This is a genomic window from Orbaceae bacterium BiB (assembly GCA_036251205.1).
Taxonomy (GTDB): domain Bacteria; phylum Pseudomonadota; class Gammaproteobacteria; order Enterobacterales; family Orbaceae; genus Orbus; species Orbus mooreae.
Window position 1 is genome coordinate 969773 of the sequence record CP133958.1, and the last position, 24923, is coordinate 994695.

General features: G+C 33.3%; 25 protein-coding genes and 1 tRNA gene. 10 read left to right on the top strand and 16 right to left on the bottom strand.

Annotation, left to right across the window (positions count from 1 at the left end; genetic code table 11):
* Positions 1 to 80 precede the first annotated feature (80 nt).
* The 12 genes from tolR to RHO11_04590 all read right to left on the bottom strand — a co-directional run bounded on the left by tolR (position 81) and on the right by RHO11_04590 (position 12038).
* Positions 81 to 500: a colicin uptake protein TolR gene (gene tolR / locus RHO11_04535; GenBank protein WVD62394.1), complete on the bottom strand. Its 420-nt coding sequence runs from the start codon at positions 498 to 500 to the stop codon at positions 81 to 83.
* 5 nt (positions 501 to 505) lie between these two features.
* Positions 506 to 1177 (bottom strand): protein TolQ, encoded by a 672-nt coding sequence (tolQ, locus tag RHO11_04540; protein WVD62395.1) that lies wholly within the window; start codon positions 1175 to 1177, stop codon positions 506 to 508.
* A gap of 9 nt (positions 1178 to 1186) precedes the next feature.
* Positions 1187 to 1585 (bottom strand): tol-pal system-associated acyl-CoA thioesterase, encoded by a 399-nt coding sequence (ybgC, locus tag RHO11_04545; protein WVD62396.1) that lies wholly within the window; start codon positions 1583 to 1585, stop codon positions 1187 to 1189.
* Positions 1586 to 1831: 246 nt separating this feature from the next.
* Positions 1832 to 2260 (bottom strand): universal stress protein, encoded by a 429-nt coding sequence (locus RHO11_04550; GenBank protein WVD62397.1) that lies wholly within the window; start codon positions 2258 to 2260, stop codon positions 1832 to 1834.
* A gap of 106 nt (positions 2261 to 2366) precedes the next feature.
* Complete coding sequence (era, locus tag RHO11_04555; protein WVD62398.1) at positions 2367 to 3278, bottom strand: GTPase Era; 912 nt, start codon at positions 3276 to 3278, stop codon at positions 2367 to 2369.
* An 11-nt stretch (positions 3279 to 3289) separates the two neighbouring features.
* A complete protein-coding gene (gene rnc / locus RHO11_04560) occupies positions 3290 to 3976 on the bottom strand; it encodes a ribonuclease III (protein WVD62399.1) in 687 nt (228 codons plus the stop codon).
* Positions 3977 to 4113: 137 nt separating this feature from the next.
* On the bottom strand, positions 4114 to 5109 hold the full coding sequence (lepB, locus tag RHO11_04565) for a signal peptidase I (GenBank protein ID WVD62400.1): 996 nt from the start codon (positions 5107 to 5109) through the stop codon (positions 4114 to 4116).
* A gap of 22 nt (positions 5110 to 5131) precedes the next feature.
* Complete coding sequence (gene lepA, locus RHO11_04570; GenBank protein ID WVD62401.1) at positions 5132 to 6928, bottom strand: translation elongation factor 4; 1797 nt, start codon at positions 6926 to 6928, stop codon at positions 5132 to 5134.
* A 112-nt stretch (positions 6929 to 7040) separates the two neighbouring features.
* The gene (locus tag RHO11_04575) at positions 7041 to 8069 is read right to left on the bottom strand and encodes a MucB/RseB C-terminal domain-containing protein (GenBank protein WVD62402.1); all 1029 of its coding nucleotides are present in this window, start codon (positions 8067 to 8069) and stop codon (positions 7041 to 7043) included.
* Positions 8070 to 8098: 29 nt separating this feature from the next.
* Entirely contained in the window at positions 8099 to 8662 is a 564-nt protein-coding gene (locus RHO11_04580; protein WVD62403.1) for an RseA family anti-sigma factor, read from the bottom strand.
* A gap of 40 nt (positions 8663 to 8702) precedes the next feature.
* Positions 8703 to 9275 (bottom strand): RNA polymerase sigma factor RpoE, encoded by a 573-nt coding sequence (rpoE, locus tag RHO11_04585; GenBank protein WVD62404.1) that lies wholly within the window; start codon positions 9273 to 9275, stop codon positions 8703 to 8705.
* A gap of 276 nt (positions 9276 to 9551) precedes the next feature.
* Positions 9552 to 12038 carry a class I adenylate cyclase gene (locus RHO11_04590; GenBank protein ID WVD62405.1) on the bottom strand — a complete coding sequence of 829 codons (2487 nt, stop codon included), beginning with the start codon at positions 12036 to 12038 and terminating at the stop codon, positions 9552 to 9554.
* Between the two features lie 138 nt (positions 12039 to 12176).
* Between RHO11_04590 and RHO11_04595 the strand changes: the two genes are divergently transcribed.
* The 3 genes from RHO11_04595 (at position 12177) to RHO11_04605 (ending at position 14204) form a co-directional block, all read left to right on the top strand.
* Positions 12177 to 12785 (top strand): CoA pyrophosphatase, encoded by a 609-nt coding sequence (locus RHO11_04595; protein WVD62406.1) that lies wholly within the window; start codon positions 12177 to 12179, stop codon positions 12783 to 12785.
* Positions 12786 to 12816: 31 nt separating this feature from the next.
* On the top strand, positions 12817 to 13518 hold the full coding sequence (gene ubiG / locus RHO11_04600) for a bifunctional 2-polyprenyl-6-hydroxyphenol methylase/3-demethylubiquinol 3-O-methyltransferase UbiG (GenBank protein ID WVD62407.1): 702 nt from the start codon (positions 12817 to 12819) through the stop codon (positions 13516 to 13518).
* A gap of 194 nt (positions 13519 to 13712) precedes the next feature.
* Positions 13713 to 14204, top strand: a complete 492-nt coding sequence (locus tag RHO11_04605) for a single-stranded DNA-binding protein (GenBank protein WVD62408.1) — start codon at positions 13713 to 13715, stop codon at positions 14202 to 14204.
* A gap of 319 nt (positions 14205 to 14523) precedes the next feature.
* On the opposite strand, the gene RHO11_04610 is transcribed toward RHO11_04605, so the two are convergent.
* A tRNA-Arg gene (locus RHO11_04610) sits at positions 14524 to 14595 on the bottom strand.
* Between the two features lie 188 nt (positions 14596 to 14783).
* Here RHO11_04610 and RHO11_04615 point away from each other — a divergent pair.
* Entirely contained in the window at positions 14784 to 15542 is a 759-nt protein-coding gene (locus tag RHO11_04615) for an MlaA family lipoprotein (protein WVD62409.1), read from the top strand.
* Between the two features lie 40 nt (positions 15543 to 15582).
* Here the strand turns inward: RHO11_04615 and recO are convergent, their stop codons facing one another.
* Positions 15583 to 16275, bottom strand: coding sequence for a DNA repair protein RecO (gene recO, locus RHO11_04620; protein WVD62410.1), 693 nt, complete (start codon positions 16273 to 16275; stop codon positions 15583 to 15585).
* Positions 16276 to 16387: 112 nt separating this feature from the next.
* Here recO and RHO11_04625 point away from each other — a divergent pair, with 112 nt between their 5' ends.
* Together RHO11_04625 and RHO11_04630 are read left to right on the top strand one after the other, a co-directional pair.
* On the top strand, positions 16388 to 18025 hold the full coding sequence (locus RHO11_04625) for a Na+/H+ antiporter (GenBank protein ID WVD62411.1): 1638 nt from the start codon (positions 16388 to 16390) through the stop codon (positions 18023 to 18025).
* 25 nt (positions 18026 to 18050) lie between these two features.
* Positions 18051 to 18542, top strand: a complete 492-nt coding sequence (locus RHO11_04630; protein WVD62412.1) for an SCP2 domain-containing protein — start codon at positions 18051 to 18053, stop codon at positions 18540 to 18542.
* Between the two features lie 73 nt (positions 18543 to 18615).
* On the opposite strand, the gene RHO11_04635 is transcribed toward RHO11_04630, so the two are convergent.
* Together RHO11_04635 and RHO11_04640 are read right to left on the bottom strand one after the other, a co-directional pair.
* Positions 18616 to 18849, bottom strand: coding sequence for a SemiSWEET family transporter (locus RHO11_04635; protein ID WVD62413.1), 234 nt, complete (start codon positions 18847 to 18849; stop codon positions 18616 to 18618).
* A gap of 97 nt (positions 18850 to 18946) precedes the next feature.
* Positions 18947 to 19807: an ROK family protein gene (locus tag RHO11_04640; GenBank protein ID WVD62414.1), complete on the bottom strand. Its 861-nt coding sequence runs from the start codon at positions 19805 to 19807 to the stop codon at positions 18947 to 18949.
* Between the two features lie 359 nt (positions 19808 to 20166).
* On the opposite strand from RHO11_04640, the gene RHO11_04645 reads away from it, so the two are divergent.
* The 4 genes from RHO11_04645 (at position 20167) to RHO11_04660 (ending at position 24743) form a co-directional block, all read left to right on the top strand.
* The gene (locus tag RHO11_04645; GenBank protein WVD62415.1) at positions 20167 to 21381 is read left to right on the top strand and encodes a tetratricopeptide repeat protein; all 1215 of its coding nucleotides are present in this window, start codon (positions 20167 to 20169) and stop codon (positions 21379 to 21381) included.
* A gap of 304 nt (positions 21382 to 21685) precedes the next feature.
* On the top strand, positions 21686 to 23356 hold the full coding sequence (gene hcp / locus RHO11_04650) for a hydroxylamine reductase (protein ID WVD62416.1): 1671 nt from the start codon (positions 21686 to 21688) through the stop codon (positions 23354 to 23356).
* Positions 23357 to 23581: 225 nt separating this feature from the next.
* On the top strand, positions 23582 to 23998 hold the full coding sequence (gene nsrR / locus RHO11_04655; GenBank protein ID WVD62417.1) for a nitric oxide-sensing transcriptional repressor NsrR: 417 nt from the start codon (positions 23582 to 23584) through the stop codon (positions 23996 to 23998).
* A 250-nt stretch (positions 23999 to 24248) separates the two neighbouring features.
* Positions 24249 to 24743 (top strand): elongation factor P hydroxylase, encoded by a 495-nt coding sequence (locus tag RHO11_04660; protein ID WVD62418.1) that lies wholly within the window; start codon positions 24249 to 24251, stop codon positions 24741 to 24743.
* Positions 24744 to 24923: the final 180 nt, after the last annotated feature.

Here is a 24923-nt window from a genome sequence, read left to right on the forward strand (position 1 = left end):
CATTGTCTCATTTTTATTTAAAAATTTATGCTTATTATATTGTTTTTATTTACTTATGGTAGAGGTAACAATAAATATATTTACATCGGCTGTGTCATCAAGCCAACTGATTTGACACCCGCAGTCTGTAATAAATTTAATGCATTAATAATTTCTTCATAAGGAACATTTTTTGCTCCTCCTACCAAAAATACAGCCTTTTCATTGATTGCTAATTGTTGCTTAACTTCTGCAATAATTTGCTCTTTAGGTAAATCAGTTTGTCTATCTTGATCAATAATTAATGAATAAACGCCAATACCTGCAACCTCAATAATAATCGGTTTATTATCTGAGGCTGCAACGGTTTTAGATTCTGACGCTTCAGGTAAATCAACTTCTACACTTTGACTAATAATAGGAGCTGTTGCCATAAAAATTAATACCAAAACTAATAATACATCTAGTAAAGGAACAATATTAATTTCAGTTTTAGTAGAATAACGCGATTTACGACTCATCTTAATTACTTCCTAATAGCCACAGCTTGACGTTGTAATATTGCGGAAAATTCGTCAATAAAGTTCAAATAGTCCTGTTCCATTCGACCAACTTTTAATGTTAGTCGATTAAATGCCATAACGGCAGGAATGGCTGCAAAAAGACCAATAGCTGTTGCAATTAAAGCTTCTGCGATCCCTGGTGCCACCATTTGTAACGTTGCTTGTTTAACAGCACCTAATGCAATAAATGCATGCATAATACCCCAAACAGTACCAAATAAACCAATATATGGGCTAATTGAGCCGACAGTACCTAAAAAAGGAATATTTTGCTCTAATGAATCTAGTTCTCTATTCATTGATAAACGCATGGCACGAGATGACCCATCAAGGGCAGCCTCAGGCATATTAGGGTTGATTTGAAATAATCGAGAAAACTCTTTAAAGCCAGAATAAAAAATATGCTCTGTTCCTGTGATATTTTCTTTATTTTTTTGCGCATCATTATAAAGAGTATTTAGCTCATCTGATGACCAAAACTTTTCATCAAAAATCTCTATCTGCTTTTTCGCTTTATTCAAAATTCGACTACGTTGAAATATAATAGCCCAAGAAAAGACTGAAAACCCTAACAATAATAACATTATACATTGAACTAAAAGACTAGCTCCAAGGAACAAATCAACAATATTCATATTTTCCACTTATAAAAACTCCGAAATAAATGTCTTAGGAAATACACAAGGCTTTTTTTTGTTGAGATCAACACAAGCAATTAATACTTCTGCTTCGCTATACAAGCGACCACTTTGATCAGTTATTTTTTGTTTGAAAACTAAAGATGCTCGACGAACATTATCAACAACACTATTTACTATTAGCAAATCATCTAAACGTGCAGGATAAATATAATCAATACTCATCTTTTTCACTACAAATGCCACACCACTTTCTTCAAGCAAAACTTGCTGATTAATATTAGCTTGGCGGAGCATTTCTGTTCTAGCTCGTTCATAAAATGCCAAATAACGAGCATGATAAACAACCCCACCGGCATCAGTATCTTCATAATAAACTCTAACTGGCCAATCAAACTTTTTCATAAAACTAACTCTTTTTTACCGTGCATTATATACCGATTAATTCGAAATAAAACAGCTAGCAAATAAACAATTTTTCTAATAGTGCTAGTCAATGAACCCCATAATATATAACACAAGTCAAATAAAAACAATTATCATTATCAACAAATAAATAAGTTATCAATTACACTAGGATAATAGTAAAAGTCTATTATAGAAGATAATAACGATAGGTGAATAAAACCCGCACATGTGCGGGTAAAATTATTATCGAATAACTAATACGGATGTTTTAGCATGCCTAACAACGGCTGCGGCATTAGAACCAAGTAGATGAGAAGAGATATTAGGTCTTCTTGAACCCAGAATAATTAAATCTGGCATTAATTCGCCAGCGATTGTCAATATTTCATCACGAGGATTACCAAATGCAATAGCACTCGATAAACGATCTTTTGGTAAATCAATGGTTTTAATTAATTCAGCCAACCACTTTTCAGCTTGAATCGTCGCTTTATCTTTAAACTCTTCAAAACCAAATGAATAAGCATTAACAATGGCTGATGCTACTGGTAGCACATGGAAAAGTTTAACTTTGGCATTAGATAATTTTGCTAAATATTCGACATGAGGAAGTACTTTTTTAGTTAAGTCTTTTTCCACTATATCAATAGGAACTAGAATAGATTGGTACATTGTATCCCCCTTGTTTTAGCTTGTTATAAGCTGTTAGCTATATAATATACCGACCAAAAATCAATAAATAGTCCAATTAAGCTAAATTGAACTATCTGTATAATTTTTAATCATCACCATAACCAAGGCTACGTAATGCTCTCTCATCATCCGCCCAACCAGCCTTAACTTTAACCCATAATTCAAGATGAACTTTTGTTTGGAAAAACTCTTGCATATCTTTACGTGCTTCGATACCAATTTGTTTAATTTTTTCACCTTTATTACCAATAACCATTTTTTTCTGACCATCTCGTTCGACTAAAATCAGACCATTAATGTGATACATACCGGTTTTTTCATCAACTTTAAACTGCTCAATTTCAACAGTAACAGAATAAGGTAATTCATCCCCTAGAAAACGCATCAATTTTTCACGAATCATTTCAGAAGCCATAAAACGTTGTGATCGATCTGTAATGTAATCTTCCGGAAAATGGTGTTCTCCTTCAGGTAAGTGTTTATCAACTACCGCTTTAATAATATCGATTCCCTCACCTTTTTCAGCGCTAATAGGAATAATATCCATAAATTTATATTTTTGGCTAATTTCTTGAATATGTGGTAATAATTTTGTCTTATCTTGTACATTATCAATCTTATTAATAATTAATAATACGGGACATTTGACATCGGCTAACTTGTTAAGAACCATTTCATCGTCATCAGTCCAGTGGGTACCTTCTACAACAAACAAAATCAACTCAACATGCCCAATTGAACTACTTGCAGCTCTATTCATTAAGCGATTAATTGCTCGTTTTTCCTCAATATGTAACCCAGGAGTGTCAATATAGATTACTTGGTTGTTACCCTGTGTATCAATACCTAAGATTCGATGACGAGTAGTTTGTGCTTTACGAGAAGTAATAGAAATCTTTTGCCCAAGTATTTGATTTAGTAGGGTTGATTTACCCACATTAGGACGTCCAACGATGGCAACAAAGCCACAGTGAGATGTATTTTGATTATTATTCATATTTTGATGCATCATTTGATACCTAAATTATCTATTGCTGCTTGAGCAGCGGCTTGTTCTGCTTTACGTCGGTTAACACCACGTCCAAAATATTGACCATTATCATGATCTAATTTACATTGAATAACAAATTCTTGTTCATGATCACTACCGATCACTTCTACTATCAAGTAAACAGGTCTTGCTTGATGAATACCTTGCAAATATTCTTGCAAACGTGTTTTGGGATCTTTTTGTTTTATCCCTGGTTGAATCTCTTTTAATCGACTTTGATACCAAGTCAAAATAAGTTGTTTTGTAATATTAATATCACTATCTAAATAAGTTGCCCCGATAATAGCTTCAACAGCATCAGATATAATCGACTCTCGTCGATGACCACCACTTTTTAACTCCCCCTGCCCTAAAATTAGACATTCACCGATACCAAAGTCTTGACCAATTATTGCTAACATTTCACCACAAACAAGAGTTGAACGCATTTGGCTTAAATCGCCTTCATCAACATAGGGAAATTGGTTAAACAATGCTTCAGCAATAACAAAGCTCAATATGGAATCACCTAAATACTCTAAGCGTTCATTATGCGATTTATCGGCACTACGATGGGTTAGGGCTCTCAATAATAGTGCTACGTCATTAAACTTATAACCAATCTGTCGCTGTAATTTGATTAGACCTAATTCATTTGATTTCATGACTTTTTGACTCATTACTCTAATAGTTGTACTCGTATTATTTAGTACTAAATTTATTTTGGAGAAAACAGCGCCCGTTATCGGGCGCCATAAAAAACAGTAATTATTATAATCACAGATTAAATATACTATTTAGTCTAGTTAACACCACCAATCCGACTAAATCGTATTCCTGTTGGCCACTCATTAGGCTGTTTATCAAAACTAACCCAAATTGCAGAGACTTTTCCTACAAAGTTCTTTTCAGGAACAAATCCCCAAAAACGGCTATCATCACTATTATCACGGTTATCACCCATCATAAAATAATAACCTTTAGGAACAACCCATTCACCAGGTTTTTGTCCAACTTGTTTATAAAAATCTTTTACACTATTGACTTGCATCGGTAATAGTAAAATATCGTGGGCCACATCCCCTAACGTTTCATTTCGTTTATTTAATGTGAACGCTAAAGAAGATCCATCTGTTGGTAAATTAAGATTATTATACTCTTCATTAGTATAAAAGTTAGCACTATTCTTACCGAAAACTTCAACCCAATCGCTTGCTGTAATTGGACCATAATTTAAATTTAGAGGAATGGTTTGTTGCCCTTCACAATTATCGCTAGTCACTTCGCATGCAGGATAAATTAGCAGTTCTTTAGTATCAGCTTGATAAACAACCTTATCTCCAGGTAAACCAACAACTCTTTTAACAAAATCAATTGTAGGATGTCTAGGATCCTTAAATACAGCTATATCACCGCGTTGCGGCGTACCTGTTGGAATAATTGTCGTGTTAGTAATTGGATCTTTAATACCATAAGCATATTTTTGTACTGCAATAAAATCGCCGATTAATAAAGTTGGCATCATTGAACCAGATGGAATCTGAAAAGGCTCAAATATAAAAGATCTAATTACAAATACAACAAATAAAACAGGAAAAAAAGAAGCCATCGAATCTACCCATTTTTTAGGGCGACCAACTTCTGCTAAAATCTTTCCATCAATTTTCCCATCGGTCTGTTTTCTAACTTCTTCAACTTTACGTTGTCTTTCTGGTTTCCACTTAAATTTTTCCAAAAACCATAATATTCCTGTCAAAAAAGTTGCTAATGTCAATATAATAGCGAACATTCCAGCCATGGTATTACCTCATTTAAATTAATTACTCTTTACCTACATGTAAAATAGCTAAGAACGCCTCTTGTGGTAATTCAACATTACCAACTTGTTTCATTCGTTTCTTACCATCTTTTTGTTTTTGTAGGAGTTTTTTCTTACGGCTAACATCGCCACCGTAACATTTTGCTAATACATTTTTACGTAGCTGTTTTACCGTAGAGCGAGCAATAATATGATTACCAATTGCTGCCTGTATAGCAATATCAAACTGTTGACGAGGAATAAATTCTCTCATTTTTTCAACTAATTCACGCCCGCGATATTGAGCACTAGAACGGTGGATAATCAATGCTAAGGCATCAACTCGTTCAGAGTTAATTAATACATCAACTCTCACCATATCCGAAACCTGAAAACGTTTAAACCCATAATCAAGGGATGCATATCCACGTGAGGTTGATTTTAATTTATCAAAAAAGTCTAAAACAACCTCGGCCATCGGAATTTCATAAGTTAATGCAACTTGATTACCATGATATACCATATTAGTTTGCACACCGCGTTTTTCAACGCATAAAGTAATCACATTACCAAGGTAAGTCTGTGGTACTAAAATATTACACTCAGCAATCGGTTCTCTTAATTCTGCGATATTATTAACTGCTGGTAATTTTGACGGACTATCAATATAGAGCGTCTCATTAGAGGTAGTAAGCACCTCATAAACAACAGTTGGGGCGGTAGTAATTAAATCAAGATCATATTCCCGTTCTAAACGCTCTTGAATAATCTCCATATGCAATAGACCGAGGAATCCACAACGGAAACCAAATCCTAATGCACTAGAACTCTCTGGTTCATAAAATAATGACGCATCGTTTAGACTCAGTTTACCTAATGCATCACGAAACCCTTCATAATCATCAGAACTTGTCGGAAATAATCCTGCATAAACTTGAGGTTTAACACGTTTAAAGCCTGGTAAAGCTTTGTCTGCTGGATTACGAGCAAGTGTTAACGTATCACCAACTGGTGCACCAAGAATATCTTTTATAGCACAAACAACCCAGCCAACTTCACCACACGCGAGCATTTCAGTATCAATTTGTTTTGGCGTAAAAATACCTAAACGGTCGACATTATAAGTCATACCAGTACTCATAACTTTAATTTTATCGCCTTTGCGCAGTTCGCCATTTTTAACACGGATTAATGAGACAACGCCTAAATAGTTGTCAAACCAAGAATCAATAATTAACGCTTGTAAAACAGCTGAACTATCACCCTCAGGAGGAGGAATATCTCGAACTAATCGTTCAAGAACATCAATAACTCCAACACCTGTTTTAGCAGAGCAGCGTACGGCATCTGAAGCATCAATACCTACAATATCCTCAATTTCTTGAGCTACTCTCTCTGGTTCAGCTGCGGGTAAATCGATTTTATTCAGCACTGGCACTACTTCAAGATTCATATCAATCGCTGTATAGCAGTTAGCCAATGTTTGAGCTTCAACACCTTGACCAGCATCAACCACTAATAAAGCACCTTCACATGCTGCGAGTGAACGAGAAACCTCATAAGAAAAGTCGACATGACCGGGAGTATCAATAAAGTTAAGTTGATATGTCTGACCATCTTTTGCATGATAATCAAGAGTCACACTCTGAGCTTTAATTGTAATGCCTCGTTCTCGTTCTAAATCCATTGAATCAAGAACTTGAGCTTCCATTTCGCGATCGGATAATCCTCCACAAATTTGGATAATACGGTCTGATAAAGTTGATTTGCCGTGATCAATATGGGCAATAATTGAAAAATTTCGGATATTTTTATTCATATCAATTATTTTAGTTAATTTTCTGTAAGTTTAATAGATGCGTTAAATTAAGCTCAGCATTCTACACATTAATCGGCTTGAAGCATAGTATTTTGGCCGTTTTTTGTCATGGCTATTTATTACTAATATTTTTTGCAATTTTTTCTATTGTATCAAGAGGAATATTACCAATAATTACAACATTCATATTGTTCAGATTAGTCGAATAGATCGTCTTAATCCCTTGGGTTACAATATGGGTTGTTTTTTCTGGCGATGATGCTTCGGATACATTGACAGTAAAGGAAAAAATACCATCAGAAAATAAACGTGTATCAATAGTTAATTGCTCATAATTAACATTATAAGCAGCACTTTCCGTAAATCCATTTGGCAACCAATTAACTTGCCATGAATTGAAATCTTTATTTTTTGAATTAGCAGGAAATAAGATTGGATAATTGCGACTCTCAAGATTATTTTTAAATTTTTGCTTATCAAAATTCATATCTACAGATAGCACTTTCTGTTGTCTAATGATATTAGTCTCTAAATCAAGTAGATCAATACGCAGAGGTAAGTGGCTCTCATCATCAATCCAAACGACATAATTATAGCGATCTTTATCTTTTGGAACGATTCTAATTAATTTACTATTGCGATTAGCCGTTCTAGCTTTACCTAATAAAACAAAATCATAGTACTTGCTTAATTCATTGAAATTAGAATAAATAACATCAGGAAAAGCTTCAATAATACGTTTAGTCGGAAAAGAGAATGAGGCACTTTCTGGTTGAAAATAACTAACGGTATCTGCATACAAAATAATTTCTTTCGCAGAACCTTCTAAATACAGCAATTGAGCATAACTATTATCATTGATATTTAGATGACGATAGCGCAATGTTCTGGAATCTTCTGCTGACTCTTCAACAACATAGTAAATTTGATAATCACTATGTAATACGGCATCTTGCATATTATACAAAATAGAAATAGGTGAGTCATTCGCACTTGTAACAGGCGAATCACTGCTATTATTTTGTATAGCACTACTAGCTGAAACGCTAAAAGAGAACATAAACAAAAAAGCAACTAAACTAATTTTAAGTTGCTTTAAGGTAATCTTGTAGTCATTCACTTTAAATAAATTAATTATCATTTAGATTATATAATTACTATTACAAAATTTTATTGAGGACTCAAACGTTTTTGCAGTTCATAATCTTGAATCAATAAACGTATTTTATTGTATTGTTGTTGATCCATTTTAGTATGCAAAACGCCATAATTACTCGTTTCAGTGCCCTTCCCACCTACTGGTGAAATATTGACATTCATTGGAACAGTATTTAAAACAGGAGCATCACCAGAAGGTGTCTGCTGATATTGAACTCCAGCTATAACAGCTAATGTAACACAAGCCGCTAACCCAACCTGTCCTAACTTACCAATGACATCTTTAACTTTAACCCAAAATAAATTCACAGGCTGAATTGATACAGGCTGTTCTATCATAGTCTGTTCATATAAGTCATCAAAAGCAATAGCATCAGCAACTCGGCTAGCAATATCTAATGTCAAGGTAGAATCATGCAATTTACCTTGCATCGCATCACGCGCGACATGACAACGATACCAATACTGCTGTAGTTCAACATCATTAACAACGGCATCAACACATTCAGTTTGGCACTCATTATCGTCCATAAATGATGATAGTTGTTCTTTTTGATCTTTTTGATCTTTTAACATAATTTGCCTTTTAATCATCTAGGTCACATGTTGACATATATTAACTTAACAAAGGTTTCAATTTCTCGTCAATAACTTCACGAGCTCTAAAAATACGTGAACGCACAGTACCAACTGGTGTGTTCATTATTTCTGCAATTTCCTCATAACTCAAACCATCTATTTCTCTTAATGTTATAGCTGTTTTTAAGTCTTCGGGTAGTGATTCAATTGTTTGAAATACCACCTTTTTTATTTCATTTGATAAAACTAAGCTTTCTGGATTATCAATATCTCTTAATAAATCAGAGCCTTCGTATGTTTCTGCTTCTACTGCATCAATATCTGACGCGGGTGGACGACGCCCCTGTGCAATCAAGTAATTTTTAGCTGTATTTACTGCAATTCTATATAGCCAAGTATAAAATACACTTTCACCCTTAAAAGAACTTAACGAACGATAGGCTCGAATAAATGTTTCTTGCACCACATCAGGTACTTCTGACGATGATACATAGCGAGATACCAAATATGCCAATCTATTTTGATAACGTGTCACCAAAAGATTAAAGGCATTTTTGTTACCAGCAAGCACTCGGTCAACCAATACTTGATCGTTTACTTGTTCTCCCATTTAGGCCATTCCTCATCTAATATTTTTATGGCCAAAAATGCACATATATTATATTAGAGTTCAAAAAATTAAAAAAGTTCCAAATATTTTAATAGAATTATAATAAATAGATCTATTTAAAATATTTTATTTATCTAGGGCGGTATTATACGCGTAAATATTAATAAGTTAATGGCTATATTTAGAATGCCGAGATAAATCAATTGAACTTATTAATTTAAGTGAAAATCTAACTTTAACCCATTGTTATAATGAATATTTAAGATAACTAATATATTAAATATTAAATGGCGCAATTTTTTTCTCGCCATTTTTATCACTAAAAATTTGGTAGAATTGAGGGAGATTAAAATTAACCGATAGGCTATTTGAAAATGTAAAACGATCGTCAGATAAAGCATAAAAACTATTTACATCTCTAATCATATTTTTAATATTGCCATTACAATTACGGTAAATTTCAGCTTGATTATTTTCATTCAAAATATAGAGATCAAATCCCGATTCTTTATTTTCAAAGAAAAATTGGATAATACCTTCACATGCAATACTATCAATCTCTTTAGGCAGTTCATTACTGCTATCCCAAACATTTAATGCATTGCCATGAATTTTATTATTTGAAAGAGCGCCATAAAAATCGATCGTATTATCAAACTGATGAGTCGAAACACCAAAACGTTCAAAAAACAGATACCAAGACGAACCATTGATACGTAAAGGCATAAACTGTTTTAAATTATTTCTTGTAGTAGTTAATCTTAAATCAATACAACGATCGATTAGATCTTGGATCTGTGTTTGGATCTCATTTTTTAGATATTTGCTATAACAGAAGATTTTAATCGAATTAGGCAAGTCAGCATCTTTATGCATACGATTCAGTAATGTTTTTATTGCATCTAACACACATAATGAACCAGAAAAACTCAGAACCCGAATTTCGTTCCAAGAATTACGATAAAGTAAACTTATTGATTGAACAAGATTCAGCTCTTTTTCACCATAGTTTAATACATTGATATTAAAAATATTATTATAGGAGTTAACAACCTCTGAATCACAAGTGATATCACTTTTAAGATTAATAATAATCGCTAAATGTCTAATTTCACATGGTCCCGACAGTGCTTCTTCTGTCGCTGCAGGAACCGTACTTAAAAAGTAAGATTGCAGATCTCTTACTAACTGATTAAGTTTAGTAGGATCATGATCAGCTCCATCTCGATAAAATAGTTTTGTTTTATCTGAAATAAGGTGATTAAAATAACACCATGAAACTAATTTAACTAATGAACTACTATATTCTAAATATTGATGCCCAATAATCGAATCTAAGGTCGGCTTCTGATTATAAACATACCAACCAATTCGATTTACCCGATCATTTTTTACATAAATAAAAGTCAAATTATCTTCAGATAAATTACTCGAAATATTTGGATTAATAATAGTAACTTTTCCTGGAAGGACCTCATAAGCCGCATATAGTTTACGAGTTAATACAGCCAAATCTTGTGGACTAATTAATGAATCTAAATTATTACGGCGACCAAAATTTAATAAATTACGATATCCGGTCATCATCGTTTGTAAAAGTAGTTCATTAACTTCTCTTACTTTTTCTATTTTCCAATGTCCGCCATCATCTAATGTTTTAATATATTCATCATCCCATCCCCAACGATTGACTAACTCGATCAATAATTGTCGGCGCCATGATATATACTCAACAGGCTTTGATAAATGTTCGTTAACTTTTAAATAAAAACAGTTTCTGACTAAACTTAAACGAACATGATCTCCAATGGAAGTTAAATAATGGGTTACTTTCTCTAGCATCATATAATAAGAATCTAGATAGTGATAACGCATATCATTTTGTTGAATTAATAACTTAACTTGATAGGCAACCACTTCACTATCTGGATATTCCCATGAATAGGCTTCAAGAAGTAGCGTCTTTAACACGGCTTTAAAGGGAGAGTCGATACTTTTATAAAGTTGCCATAAACTAGCACCAAAATACTCTTCCGCAGATAAAGTCATTAACGAACCAAAATCAATCCATTCATCTCGATTGATTGCCTTGGTTTCGACTAATGCTGCAATACATTCATCATACGAAGCGTACTGTTTACCATTAATAATTAAATTAGATGGAATAACATACCACAGTAGTAGTTTACCCGCTAAGTGATTAGCACTACGGTAAAACTCCTCCAATAATAACATATGCTGGGCTGAACCACAGTTTTCCCCCATCAGACATTCATGATGTAGCTCCTTAAATCTTGCTGCATCAACAATAAATAGCGTTAACTGGACACCTTTACTTTTTGCCCATCCCTCAATTAAAAGACACTTTCGTTCTAAGTATTGCCGTTCATCATTAGATAAACTATGCTCTACACAGATCCAAACATCTAAATCAGAGTAAATTGATTGTCCTAATGTACAAGTACTCCCCATTGAATAAAGCGCTGAAATCTTACACTCATTTTCAAGATTAGGCTGAGAGGAAAAGCCAAATTGTTGTTCAACTTTTTGTAGTATCTGCTCTGAAGGATGGTAAAATGATATGCCATGTGGTGCTGGCTCATCAATGTAACCTGGCAACAATGAATGATGATAATGCAATAATATCGGCAACAACAAAAAAACGTCCTGAAATGATTCAGGCATATTATCGAGCGCTCGCTTTTGTTTTACTAAAGCAAGCTCACTGAGTGTATGTTTTATTTTTTTAAGATAATCTTGCATAATGTTTCTAAAATTAAAAATATGACTAAAGACACATTTTTATAATATTTTGGCAATCTAGCATGTTATTTTATTGACGTAAAGCAATTTACAAAATTGCTAAAATGGCAGAATTTTATTTAAACTTGAAATAAAAACATGATATCTAAAAAACATATACTTAATAGAGTTGAAAATCAAATAAAAAAACATAATCTTGCTGATAAAGCAGCTGTTCTTATTCCGATTATTGAAGATAATGACGGCAGATTAAGTTTGCTATTTGAAGTGAGATCGTCCTCGCTCAGGTCCCAGCCTGGTGATATCTGTTTTCCTGGCGGGAAAATGGATATAACAGATCATTCTCCTAGCGATACTGCAATACGAGAGACCCATGAAGAACTTGGTATCACAAAAAATTCAATAAAAATTTATGGAGAACTGCCCTCTTTTTATTCTGCAATTGGATTCAAAATTTATCCGATTGTAGGTGAATTGACATCCACACAATTTAGTCTAAACCAAGCAGAAGTTTCTCATACTTTTTGTGTGCCGCTTGATTGGTTCATAAACACGACGCCAATAAAAGCAACAATAGAGGCAGCCCATAGACCAGCAGATGATTTTCCTTTTGCCTTATTACCACAAAAATCGAAAGATTGGCAAAAGAGATCACAACACGAGGTTTATATTTACCAATATCAAGGTTATGTTATTTGGGGGTTAACAGCACAAATAATTCAACAGTTTATAAAAACAGTACGCTAAATTTTTATTATTAATCGACCAAGGAAACAAAATGTCACCAAATATTGATGTTAACGAAATTGAAAAATTTTCACAACTTGCTAAAGAGTGGTGGGATCCTAATGGTAAATGTAAACCGTTACATATTATTAATCCATTACGAGTGGAATATATTGTAGAAAGTTGCCAACACAGCTTAGCAGGTAAAAATTTACTAGATGTCGGTTGTGGTGGTGGTATTTTATCTGAAAGTATGGCCAAACAAGGGGCTAAAGTAACAGGGTTGGATTTAGCTGATGCTTCACTCAATGTTGCAAGAACTCATGCCCAACAAAATGGATTATCCATTCAATATATAAAATCATCGATTGAAGATTATGCTGAAAATTCCAATGAACAGTATGATGTTATTAGTTGTATGGAGTTATTAGAACACGTCCCAGATCCACAATCAATTATTACAGCCTGTGCTAAGCTGCTAAAACCTGGTGGAAAAATATTTTTATCAACAATTAACCGCAATCATAAAGCAAAATTATTACTAATTTATGGCGCAGAATATATTGCACGCTTAGTCCCTAAAGGTACTCATGACTTTGACCGATTTATTCGTCCATCAGAATTAATGGAATTCGTGAAAAATGCTGGATTACAGTGTAACGATATTATTGGTATGGAATATCACCTACTAAAAAATAAGTTTTCACTTGGTAAAAATGTGGATACTAACTATATTTTGCAAGCAATAAAATAATATTGTTGATAAATTATCATTTAGAGTTAACTACTTAACATCACCATAAAAGTTTGTCGAGGGTTATCGCAAAATAAGTAACTTAAGAAGAAAAGCTATTACCTTCACACTTGCTCATGCTACAATGAAGGATATGCACATTAATTAAGACACATTAATTAAGAATAGTTCAACAAAATTTAGGAGTAATATTAATGGCAAGTCGAGGAATAAATAAAGTCATTTTAGTCGGCAATTTAGGACAAGATCCAGAAATCCGTTATTTACCAAATGGTGGTGCAGTTGCCAATATCAGTATCGCGACTTCCGAAACTTGGAAAGATAAACAAACTGGTGAACAAAAAGATAAGACAGAATGGCACAGAGTGGTTATTTTTGGCAAACTAGCGGAAATCGCCGGTGAATATCTAAAAAAAGGTTCACAAGTCTATATTGAAGGTCAGTTACAAACCCGTAAATGGCAGGATCAATCTGGTCAAGATCGATACACAACTGAAGTCGTTGTAAATATTGGTGGGACGTTACAAATTCTTGGCAGTCGTGGTAGCAGTGAAGATATGTCAGCCCAAAATTGGGGACAAAGTTCCAATAACAATTCATCTGCACCAGCTGCACGTAAAGCCCCAGCACAACAAGCTCCAGCGAATGAACCGCCAATGGATTTTGATGACGATATTCCCTTTTAAAGTTAGTTTAAAAACAACTCTAAGCAAATTTTTCACAATGCCCTTATCAATAGGGCATTTTTATTTATCATACTTTTTGAGCGCATAAAAACTAAGATACACTTACAATATAATAAAAGTCATTCATCAATACAGAAATAACCATCAAAAAATATATTGTGACAAAAATTAAGTGCTTTAATCATATTATCTTTGTCGTGTGAATTCAGCATAAACACTTTCTATGCTGTTTATAGAATGAGTATGTTTGACCAATAAAAAATATCTCATTTAAAAACGGCTAAAAGATTTCTTCATGATTGATCATTTGACAGGAATTTGACCCCAGCAGGAATCGAACCTGCAACTAGCCCTTAGGAGGGGCTTGTTATATCCATTTAACTATGAGGTCGCAGGCCGCTATTCTAAAGTATTTAAAAATTTTTGCTATAAATTCTTTTACGAAATAGTTAAATGTTGACAATTTGTGCGGTTTACCATTACTAACTTAGATGATAAAAGATGAAACTTTTCGGATATTTTTAAACTCAATGATACAATATCTACAAAACCTAGCAATTTTATATAAATAAGATGATGATGAAGAATAAAATAATTGGTCTAATTTTCTCAACCACAATTCTAACTGGCTGTGCGACATATAATCCAGAAACAAACAGCTATTCAGATCCGCTCTCTGGCTTTAATAGCAAGATGTTTGATTTCAACTATTATGTCCTTGATCCTTATTTATTAAGACCTGTAGCTGTTGCTTGGAAAAACTATGTTCCATCTCCTGTTCGTAGTGGTATTAGTGGTGTCTCCTCTAACTTAGCTGAACCCGCTTCTGCACTCAATAGTGCACTACAAGGAGATATGCATAAAATGAGCGTACATTTAGCGCGATTTATGCTCAATACAGTTTTTGGTTTTGGTGGATTACTTGATGTCGCAAGTATGGCAGATCCTCAGCTTAAAAAGGGAAATAGAGAAACATTTGGTACAGTATTAGGCCATTATAATGTTCCTTATGGACCATATGTTGTGTTACCTTTTTATGGGCAAGCAACCTTGAGACAAGATGGTGGTACTCTTGTTGATTATCTCTATCCACCACTTAATTGGCTATCAGCCGAGGCTAATATTGCTCGATGGGCATTTGATGGTATAGAGGCTAGAGCTGTTGCTATTGAATACGAAGATTTATTAAATAGTAGCAATGACCCATATAATTTTATGCGTAATGCATATTTCCAAAATAATGACTTTATGGCGTCAGGTGGCAAAATCGACCAAGAAAGACAGCTTCAACGAGAGGAAGCAATTAGCCAATACCTTGGTGACATTGATGCTTTATAGAAAAATGGCATGAGTATCATGCCATTTTCTTTCTAAAATATTATGGTTTTAAAAATAGTTCTCGACTTTTAAACGGTTTTACACCAACATATGGCTTTAAAGCTTGTCGGGTAAATCGTTTGGCAGCTTTTAAACAATCGGGATCATCAAAATTTTTAGTAGCAAAAGAGCGTAACTCTTTACCTGAGTAACTATTACTATTTTTCATTAAACTGCTAACAAACCCTTGTTCTGATTGATATAAATAAAACATCGTATCAACAATATCATCACCAGTAACAGCGCAATGTGTAAAATCAATACTATATCCTAAATACTCTAATAAATTTAACTCAAACTGACGTAAAACCTTTTCTGGTTCAATACGTTTAGCTAGCTGTTGCAAACAATCTAAATAAACTTGAAACAATTCAGTAGTATCCAACTCAGAAACAATAACGCGATGTAGTAATTCATTTAAATAAAAACCACTATATAAAAAATATCCTGACAAAGGTAAAGAAAGAGAAATTGCTTCAACTTGTCCTAATGTTTTTACATTGCCATTACCACTATACTGAATAATCAATGGAGTAAATGGTTGCAAGACACCTTTCAATGATGAACGTTGTCGCCTTGCACCTTTAGCAATCACGGTTATTCGGCCTTTTGATTCAACAAAAAAATCAACCAATAGGCTAGTTTCGCTGTAAGGTCTACTATGTAAAACAAATGCTTTTTGCCAATTTTTCATTACATTATCAATAATTATTGCATACCTAAAAATATAAATAAAATTCAACTGAATTTGCTAAAATTTTAAGCTATAATAGCAAAAAATTAATATAAAATTTGAACGATAAATTATGGCATTATTTTCGACGATTCTAATCTTAATTCTACTTGTATCTATTTCTGGTGTAATTGTTAAACTTTTTCCATTCCAGATACCATTACCACTGATGCAAATTTTACTTGGGTGTATTCTAGCAGCTTTTCATGTTTATGAAGAACAATTTGATCCCCAACTCTTCTTATTACTTTTTATCCCTCCCCTTTTGTTTGATGATGGGAGAAAGACAGCAATTAAAGATTTTATCCATAATGTCCGTGAAATTGTCGGTCTAGCTTTAGTTTTAGTAGTAATAACCATCGTCGCGCTTGGTTACGTATTACATTGGATTTTACCAAATGTATCATTACCAGCAGCAATGGCACTTGCAGCAGTATTATCACCAACCGATGCCGTGGCATTAAGTGGTATTGTGGGTAAAGGCCGTATTGACAAAAGTAAAATGGAAATCATCGAAGGTGAAGCACTAATGAATGATGCTTCTGGTCTAGTGAGTTTAAAATTTGCGGTCGCCATTGCAATTGGTGCAATGGAATTTGATATTCTGCATATCTCATTTGCATTTTTTGTTTCAGCAATCGGTGGATTAGCAGTCGGTGCAATAGTGACATGGTTATATACTCTTGTATTACGCAAAATAAACAAACTAACGAATAATGATTCAGCCATTCAAATTGTCCTACTATTTTTACTCCCATTTGCTGTCTACATTATTGCGGAACATTTCTTACATGCTTCAGGGATTTTAGCTGCTGTTAGTGCAGGTATGACAGTTAAACAATCTGGAATTATGAGAAAAGCGCCATTAACAACGAGATTACAATCAGAAAGTTCGTGGTCGATGTTAACATTTGTATTTAACGGCGTGATCTTTACCTTACTTGGATTACAATTGCCTAGTATTATTACAGAAACTTATATAGCAAATCAAAAAGATGCTTCAATTGAGCTATGGCAACTTGTTCTTGTGGTATTTTTTGTCTTTGTAGTCCTAATGGGAACTCGTTTCTTATGGCTTTGGGTTATGAAACACTTACCAACACTTCCTTTTGGCGTGAAAAGACCCCTTGCATTTAAAAGTTATACAACCAGAGACCTATTAATATCTACATTTGCTGGAGTTCGAGGAGCTATCACGTTAGCGGGTGTGCTTTCAATTCCAATTTCAAGTCAAATACCTGGCCGATATGAACTTGTGTTTATCGCAACGGGCGTAATTTTAATCTCGTTAGTTGTGGCTGTTGTTATTTTACCTATTTTACTACGTGGTACCGTTATCTTAGATAATAGTCAAGTTGATGATGAATACCTTAAAGCGAAAGCATATATGGCTGAAGAAGCAATTAGTAGCTTAGAAAAAATGCAAAATAGTCTATTACTCGACACGACGGATGGAATTGACAACGAAATCGTCAACGAGGTCGGTTCTCGAGTTATTGGATCATTGCGACGTCGTACTGGTTTAAAAAATTTGGAACAAAAAGCATTAGAAGCAGAAAATTTAGAAAGACGTATGCGTATTGTAGCAATTGGTTCTGAACGAGCTACCTTATATCAATTAAAAACAAAAGATGAAATTTCTGATGAAACATTTGATCGTCTAAATAATGATCTTGATTTATACGAAGCTATGATTTCAGAAAATAATTAATTATTTATTAGATAATGAGACAAATATGTTAAATAAAGTTCATGCACTTTTAGTAGAAAATACACCATTGGCTTTAAGTAAGCCTTTGCAGTTGATCCCGTTTTCACTAAAACAAAGAATAATGGAACAACTTTTACAAACCCAGTTTGAACGTTCTTTAGCAGATGGAGATCTGGATTTTCTAGAAAACCGTTGGTTAAAAATAGAAGTCCGTGACTTACAATTAGTTTGGTTTATTAGCAATATCAATAATAAACTTGTCGTAAGTCGGGCTGAAATACCGGATGTCAGTTTCAGCGGTAATACTAATGATCTCGTTTTAGTTGCCACTAGAAGACAAGATCCAGATACGTTATTTTTTCAACGCAAACTAATTGTTGAAGGCGATACAGAACTCGGGCTATGCGTAAAAAACTTGATGGATTCAATTGATTTAGACTCTATGCCTAAGTATATCCGCCTTGGATTAGAAAATTTGGCGAATTTTATTGAAAAAGGTAAGCAAAATTCATTTTAGAATGGTTACAATCTATTTTTATACTGAATCAGTGAGATGAGAATTGATTCAGTATAAAATTGAAAAGAGTTATTTATATTGCGGTAAAAAATGCAATCAAGCCAAAAACCACACCTGGTGTATTAGCAATCGCAATAGGCCAATCTTTCTCTTCTTTTAATAGACCATAGCATACCCATAAAAAGCAGTTAACTGCGGCAGCAATCGGCTGTGTCGGATTAGTCGAGATTCCATTAATATTATCAATAATTTGTGGAATATAAGAAACATACATCAAAAATGCGGTACCTGTTGCAAATCCATCCAAAATAACGCAAATGTTTTTTAGGTAAATTCAACTAATTCTCCTTTTTCAATGAAATTCGATTTGATGATATAAAAATCATACCATCAGATGGACCAAACTAATTATTCAATAAATCCTGAGCTAATAATAACCCCCCAATAATACCAGAATTATTTTCCAGTGCAGGTAATGTTAAATAATCATCCACACTCCTAATTGGGAAATAACCATTTAATAGTTTTAAAAATTCTACTTTAACTTTAGGAAGAAGATGTGCTTTATGCATAATACCCCCCCCTAAAATAATCATATCAGGTGCGAAAATTAATGTATAATTAGCAATCGCTTGAGCAAGATAAAATGCTTCTAAATCCCATGCAAAATGGTCATCGGGAATATTAGCAGGCTTGATATTCCAACGTTTTTCAACAGCTGGACCTGATGCAAGTCCTTCTAGACAATCATTGTGAAATGGGCAGTTGCCAACAAATTTATCTTGTTCATCTCTTCTTATAAAAATATGTCCCATTTCAGGATGGTGATGACTCGCTAGAATTTTCTTATTTAGAATAACACCACCACCAATACCAGTCCCAATCGTCAAATAAATACAGCTATTTTTATTACGTGCTACACCGAGTCTAAATTCTCCATAAGCCGCTATATTAACATCCGTGTTAAAAGCAATGGGTACAGAGAAATGTGTGGTTATGGCCTGAACAAAATTAAAATTTTGCCATGGTAATTTAGGTGTTGACGTAATATAACCATATGTTTTTGAGTTAATATCAATATCAACTGGTCCGAAACAGCCAATACCTAAAGATTGAATAGGATAATTAGAAAAAAACTGAATAACTTGTGTAAGTGTTTTATCAGGTGTCTGTGTATCGATAACTATCTTATCTATAATATTCAAATTCAAATCAGCAATAGCACAAACAAATTTTGTTCCACCAGCTTCAATAGCACCTAACATACAATTATCCAAATTTATATATAAGTGCTATATAGCTTAATCGTATAAATCATCGACGTAAAGTGTTATTTAAAAAACAAAAAAGGCCTATACAGGCCTTTTTCTATTCATTATAAAAACGCACTCGGTGGAACATTTTTATGCGCTTCAACATAAGAATTAACAATTGTTTTAAATATCGATTTAATTTTTTTCACAATAAACTCCTAAAATATTATTGTTCAGATGTGATTATAATATGTGATCTACATCACATAATCAAAAAAAATGTGACGTAGATCACATTTTTTACAATTAAAAGAAAGTAAATTACTTCGTAGAATCAGAAATTCGACTTATAAAAAGCAAGGCATACCACAATGAAATATAAAACTATTTTAATAATTTTTTGTTTGGTTATTTTTTCGCTCTTTTTTTTATACTTCCCCAAAAGTCACTTAAAGCTCAAGGGAGAGGACACACCTGAAGTTCAAAATTTACAAAAATTAGCGGATCAAGACGATGTACAGGCTTTACTGGAACTAGCTAAGCGTTATAAAGATAGCCTTGAATATGCTTTTGGATTATTCTCTTATGACACAGATCCATACTACGAAAAAATCTTAGAGCTTTACGAAAGAGCGGCTAGACAAGGAAATGCTGAAGCTCAACATGAAGTAGCTATGATCTACTATAATGGTTTAGGAGTAGAAAGAGATTATCGAAAAGGAATTGAATGGGATGAAAAAGCAGCTAAGCAAAATTATCTAATTGCAAAGCTCGTACTTGCAAGTGTCTATAGTGAAAATAATGCTGGGCCTGATAATCCAATCACAGATCCCCAAAAAGCATTTTACTGGTATCAACAAGCTTCACTACAAGGTAGTTCATCTGCAGATTTTAGTGTTGGAATGTCCTACTATAATGGGAATGGAATAACTGTCGACTATCAAAAAGCACTCGCTTACCTAAATAAATCCGCAGATGCTGGAAATATTCAAGCATTAACAGCATTAGGTAATTTCTATGAAAATTGTAATACAGGTTTTTGTGATAATAACAAAGCTAAATATTTTTATGAAAAAGCCGCTAATAATGAAGAGAGTATTGCACAATATAATTTAGGTCGCTTTTATGAACATGGTCTAACTGGCGAGCAGAATTATACGAAAGCGATGTATTGGTATCAAAAAGCTGAAGAACGTGGAAATGGTTTGGGTGCATTAGCTGTTGCTCAGCTATACCAAGAAGGAAAAGGAGTACCCCAAGACTATCTAGAGGCTAAAAAACATTATGAAATAGCGACTATTTATGGTGAGCCAAATGGCTATTATCAAATTGGATTGCTATATAAAAATGGATTGGGTGTTGGAAAAGATATAGTAAAAGCTAACCATAATTTTCAAAAAGCTCTCGAATATTATGAGGCTTTCTCTAAATATAAAGATGATACTGATGCTCAATATATGCTGGGAATCCTTTATATGAATGGCGATGGTGTAGAAAAGAATATGGTTACAGCTAAAAAATGGTTCAAAAAAGCTGCGAATAATGGCCATATTCAGGCTAAAAACATATTATTTTCTCTATCATAAAAATCTAAATACAATAAATACTACATCTAATTAAGAGTTAACCTCATTACTTACAATGAGGCTTAACATAACTATTTTTAATTTTTAATATTACTTTTCATTATTGAACATACATTCTAAATTTATCTTGTCTGTTAATATCCATTTTGATCAACGATTCTTGATCGTTATAAACAACCAACCTAATTTAATGCATTAACATTATCACGAGAATAAGATCTTGCGTTCCTATTTTATAACATGTATTTTATATACATGTTATAAAATACTAATAATAGAAAGAGCAATATTTAAAGGAGCAATTATGTTTTGTATTCAATGTGAGCAAACAATAACAACATCTACATCAAAAGGATGCAGTTATTCACGAGGTATGTGTGGTAAAACATCAGAAGTCTCTGACTTACAAGATGTATTAGTAGCTGGATTACAAAGAGTCTCTTTTTGGGCTAAGGTTTGTCGAGAATATGGCATTATCGATAGAGAAATAGATCGTTGGTCATTTCAAACATTTTTTGCAACTTTAACTAATGTCAATTTTGATCCGATCAGAATCCTTACCTATATCAAACAATCGAATATCCATAGTAAAAAATTAGAGCAAGTAGCGAAAGCTGCCGCTCTCCAAGCTAATAAATCCATCCCTAATTTATCTTATGCTGCACAAATTGACTACCCTGAAACAAAAGAAGAACTTTTAAAACTCTCATCACAATTCATGTTAAATAGAGATAAAGGTAATGTTAATGATGATGTTATTGGCCTACGTTTACTGGCACTATATGGATTAAAGGGTGCAGCAGCCTATATGGAACACGCAGCTGTTTTAAACCAATTTAATGATGAAACCAGTGCTGAGTATCATCGTATTATGGATATATTAGGCCATAATCCAAGTGATATGAATGAATTATTCAACTTATCATTAGCAATTGGTACATTAAATTATCAAGTCATGGCGATGCTTGATACAGGTGAAACGACCACATTTGGTCATCCGGAGCCAACACAAGTAAACACTAAACCTGTTATAGGAAAATGTATTTTAGTCTCTGGACATGATTTCCATGATTTACGTTTAATTTTAGAACAAACCCAAGGCAAAGGAATTAATGTTTATACCCATGGTGAAATGTTACCTGCACATGCTTATCCGGAACTTAAAAAATACCCACATCTCGTCGGCAACTTTGGTAATGCTTGGCAGAATCAACAAACAGAGTTTGCCCAATTTCCAGGTCCAATTGTCATGACATCTAATTGTATTATTGATCCTTTTGTTGGGCACCATGGTGATCGTATCTTTACTCGTAGCATTGTTGGTTGGCCAGGTGTTACTCATATAGAAGGCGATGATTTTAGTACTGTTATTGATTGTGCATTAAAGCAATCTGGGTTCACATATACTGAGTTAGAACACTATATTACTATTGGTTTTGCCCGTAATACATTAATGAATGTAGCACCTACTGTTATAGAAGAGATTAAAGCGGGTAATATAAAACACTTTTTCTTAATTGGTGGATGTGATGGTGGTAAAAGCGAGCGTCATTATTATACAGATATGGCAAATCAAGTACCAAAAGACAGTGTAATTCTTACACTCGGCTGTGGAAAATATCGTTTTAATAAACAAAATTTTGGTGATATTAATGGTATTCCCCGCTTAATTGATATTGGTCAATGTAATGATGCATACTCAGCAATCCAATTAGCGGTTGCATTAGCCGATACATTTAAGTGTAGTGTAAATGAGTTACCATTAACATTAGTTTTATCTTGGTTTGAACAAAAAGCAATTGTGATCTTACTTACCCTATTATCTTTAGGCATCAAAGGGATTTATACTGGACCATCAATGCCAGCATTCTTAACTGATAATCTTATTGCTATTTTACAACAACAATTTGATTTGAAAGCAACAACCAATGCCACAGATGATTTGGCTGATATTCTAGCTGTTCATGCTGCTTAATTAGTAATTTGGGTTTATAGCCATATAGCTATAAACCCATCACCACGTATCACAATGCTAAATATTAATTTAATAGTCTATACAATAGTGTCAATTTTTATACGGACTAATGGTCCACAAGCATAACACTCATTTTTATAAAACAATGCTTAAGTTGCTTTCTTGATGGATTTTAGTTAAGGTAATTTCAAAAAGTAGATATAGAAAATAAATTAAGGTGAATCAGTGCAATTATCAAGTTTTACAGACTACAGTATTCGAGTTCTAATTTATTTATCTAGTTTACCAAAAGATGAACTAACAAATATAACAACCGTTAGTTCACACTACAATATTTCAAAAAATCATTTAGTTAAAGTAGTACATAAGCTAGGACAGCTTGGTTATATTGAAACCATACAAGGTAAAAATGGTGGTATCAAACTTAAGAAAAATCCCAAACAGATCAATATCGGTAAAATAATCCGTCAACTGGAACCATTAGAGCTACTTAACTGTGGTTTATCATTTTGCCATATTAGCCCAGCATGTCGACTAAAAAAATACCTTGTTGATGCTAAAGAGGCGTTTCTTATTGAATTAGAAAAATACACGATTGATGATCTTATTAGTAATAATCCAGCACTTATCAACTTATTATAATCATAATACAAATGATATTAACTCGCACAGCATAAATTAAAACTACATGTAATAACTTTAAAAATGCTATATTTTAAGAATTCAGGATAATGGCCTTTATATTTAATAAATAACGCTATAACTGCTACAGATGAGCCATAAGCGCAATTTTTTTAGGCTATAAACTAACTAAAATAGAGTGTGAATATAATGAAATCGATTATAATTAAAAAATGAATTGGAGTAAAAATTCTTAACGAGCGTGATTTTAATGAAAAATATTTTAAACGATGATGAATTGTGTGCAGTATTAATAGCACAACTAGCGATTATTTTGCCTGATTTAATTATCAAAGGTGGCGCAGAAGAACCTTTTTATGAAGCGGCAAAAGATAATACCAAAGCAATTCTCTATTTTAGAAGTAATTATCCTCGAAGTCTACTTCATGAACTAGCTCACTATTGTTTAGCTGGCGAAAAGCGCAGACAAATTGATGACTTTGGTTATTGGTATATCCCTTGTGGTAGAACTGCTGATGAACAATTACAATTTGAGAAAGTAGAATCAAGACCTCAGGGATTAGAAAAAGCCATGTGTGAAGCGGTTGGACTCAACTTTATACCAAGTTTAGATGATTTCTCTGGGCGCCCCTCTTCTGATGGGTTCCTAAAGAAGCTCGACGAAGCTTACCTAGAAATGTTGTCATCTCCACCACCAACAGCTAAAAAAGTTTTAAAACAACTGGCAAATATAGCTCTTTTATAATATTCAGTAACAGTATTTTGCTCATTAATCGATCCTTTTAATAGCTAATAATAAAAGAGACGACTAATGAGCAAAATAGATTAGCCTCATTTTAAACAAATAGTAATGAATCTAACGATAAAATCCATAATAGATGTAGCCATTTTCTTATCTTATGAAGCTCCGTGACCATTTTTCATA

Coding starts and splice junctions, on each gene's coding strand:
- RHO11_04590 (WVD62405.1), bottom strand. CDS start 12,038: ATGCAAGATTATCTTAAAAAAATAAAACATACACTCAGTGAGCTTGCT.
- RHO11_04575 (WVD62402.1), bottom strand. CDS start 8,069: ATGATAATTAATTTATTTAAAGTGAATGACTACAAGATTACCTTAAAG.
- ybgC (WVD62396.1), bottom strand. CDS start 1,585: ATGAAAAAGTTTGATTGGCCAGTTAGAGTTTATTATGAAGATACTGAT.
- rnc (WVD62399.1), bottom strand. CDS start 3,976: ATGAAATCAAATGAATTAGGTCTAATCAAATTACAGCGACAGATTGGT.
- RHO11_04645 (WVD62415.1), top strand. CDS start 20,167: ATGAAATATAAAACTATTTTAATAATTTTTTGTTTGGTTATTTTTTCG.
- tolQ (WVD62395.1), bottom strand. CDS start 1,177: ATGAATATTGTTGATTTGTTCCTTGGAGCTAGTCTTTTAGTTCAATGT.
- RHO11_04595 (WVD62406.1), top strand. CDS start 12,177: ATGATATCTAAAAAACATATACTTAATAGAGTTGAAAATCAAATAAAA.
- RHO11_04550 (WVD62397.1), bottom strand. CDS start 2,260: ATGTACCAATCTATTCTAGTTCCTATTGATATAGTGGAAAAAGACTTA.
- RHO11_04640 (WVD62414.1), bottom strand. CDS start 19,807: ATGTTAGGTGCTATTGAAGCTGGTGGAACAAAATTTGTTTGTGCTATT.
- tolR (WVD62394.1), bottom strand. CDS start 500: ATGAGTCGTAAATCGCGTTATTCTACTAAAACTGAAATTAATATTGTT.
- RHO11_04615 (WVD62409.1), top strand. CDS start 14,784: ATGAAGAATAAAATAATTGGTCTAATTTTCTCAACCACAATTCTAACT.
- RHO11_04580 (WVD62403.1), bottom strand. CDS start 8,662: ATGTTAAAAGATCAAAAAGATCAAAAAGAACAACTATCATCATTTATG.
- hcp (WVD62416.1), top strand. CDS start 21,686: ATGTTTTGTATTCAATGTGAGCAAACAATAACAACATCTACATCAAAA.
- ubiG (WVD62407.1), top strand. CDS start 12,817: ATGTCACCAAATATTGATGTTAACGAAATTGAAAAATTTTCACAACTT.
- lepA (WVD62401.1), bottom strand. CDS start 6,928: ATGAATAAAAATATCCGAAATTTTTCAATTATTGCCCATATTGATCAC.
- era (WVD62398.1), bottom strand. CDS start 3,278: ATGAATAATAATCAAAATACATCTCACTGTGGCTTTGTTGCCATCGTT.
- rpoE (WVD62404.1), bottom strand. CDS start 9,275: ATGGGAGAACAAGTAAACGATCAAGTATTGGTTGACCGAGTGCTTGCT.
- lepB (WVD62400.1), bottom strand. CDS start 5,109: ATGGCTGGAATGTTCGCTATTATATTGACATTAGCAACTTTTTTGACA.
- RHO11_04625 (WVD62411.1), top strand. CDS start 16,388: ATGGCATTATTTTCGACGATTCTAATCTTAATTCTACTTGTATCTATT.
- RHO11_04605 (WVD62408.1), top strand. CDS start 13,713: ATGGCAAGTCGAGGAATAAATAAAGTCATTTTAGTCGGCAATTTAGGA.
- recO (WVD62410.1), bottom strand. CDS start 16,275: ATGAAAAATTGGCAAAAAGCATTTGTTTTACATAGTAGACCTTACAGC.
- RHO11_04660 (WVD62418.1), top strand. CDS start 24,249: ATGAAAAATATTTTAAACGATGATGAATTGTGTGCAGTATTAATAGCA.
- RHO11_04630 (WVD62412.1), top strand. CDS start 18,051: ATGTTAAATAAAGTTCATGCACTTTTAGTAGAAAATACACCATTGGCT.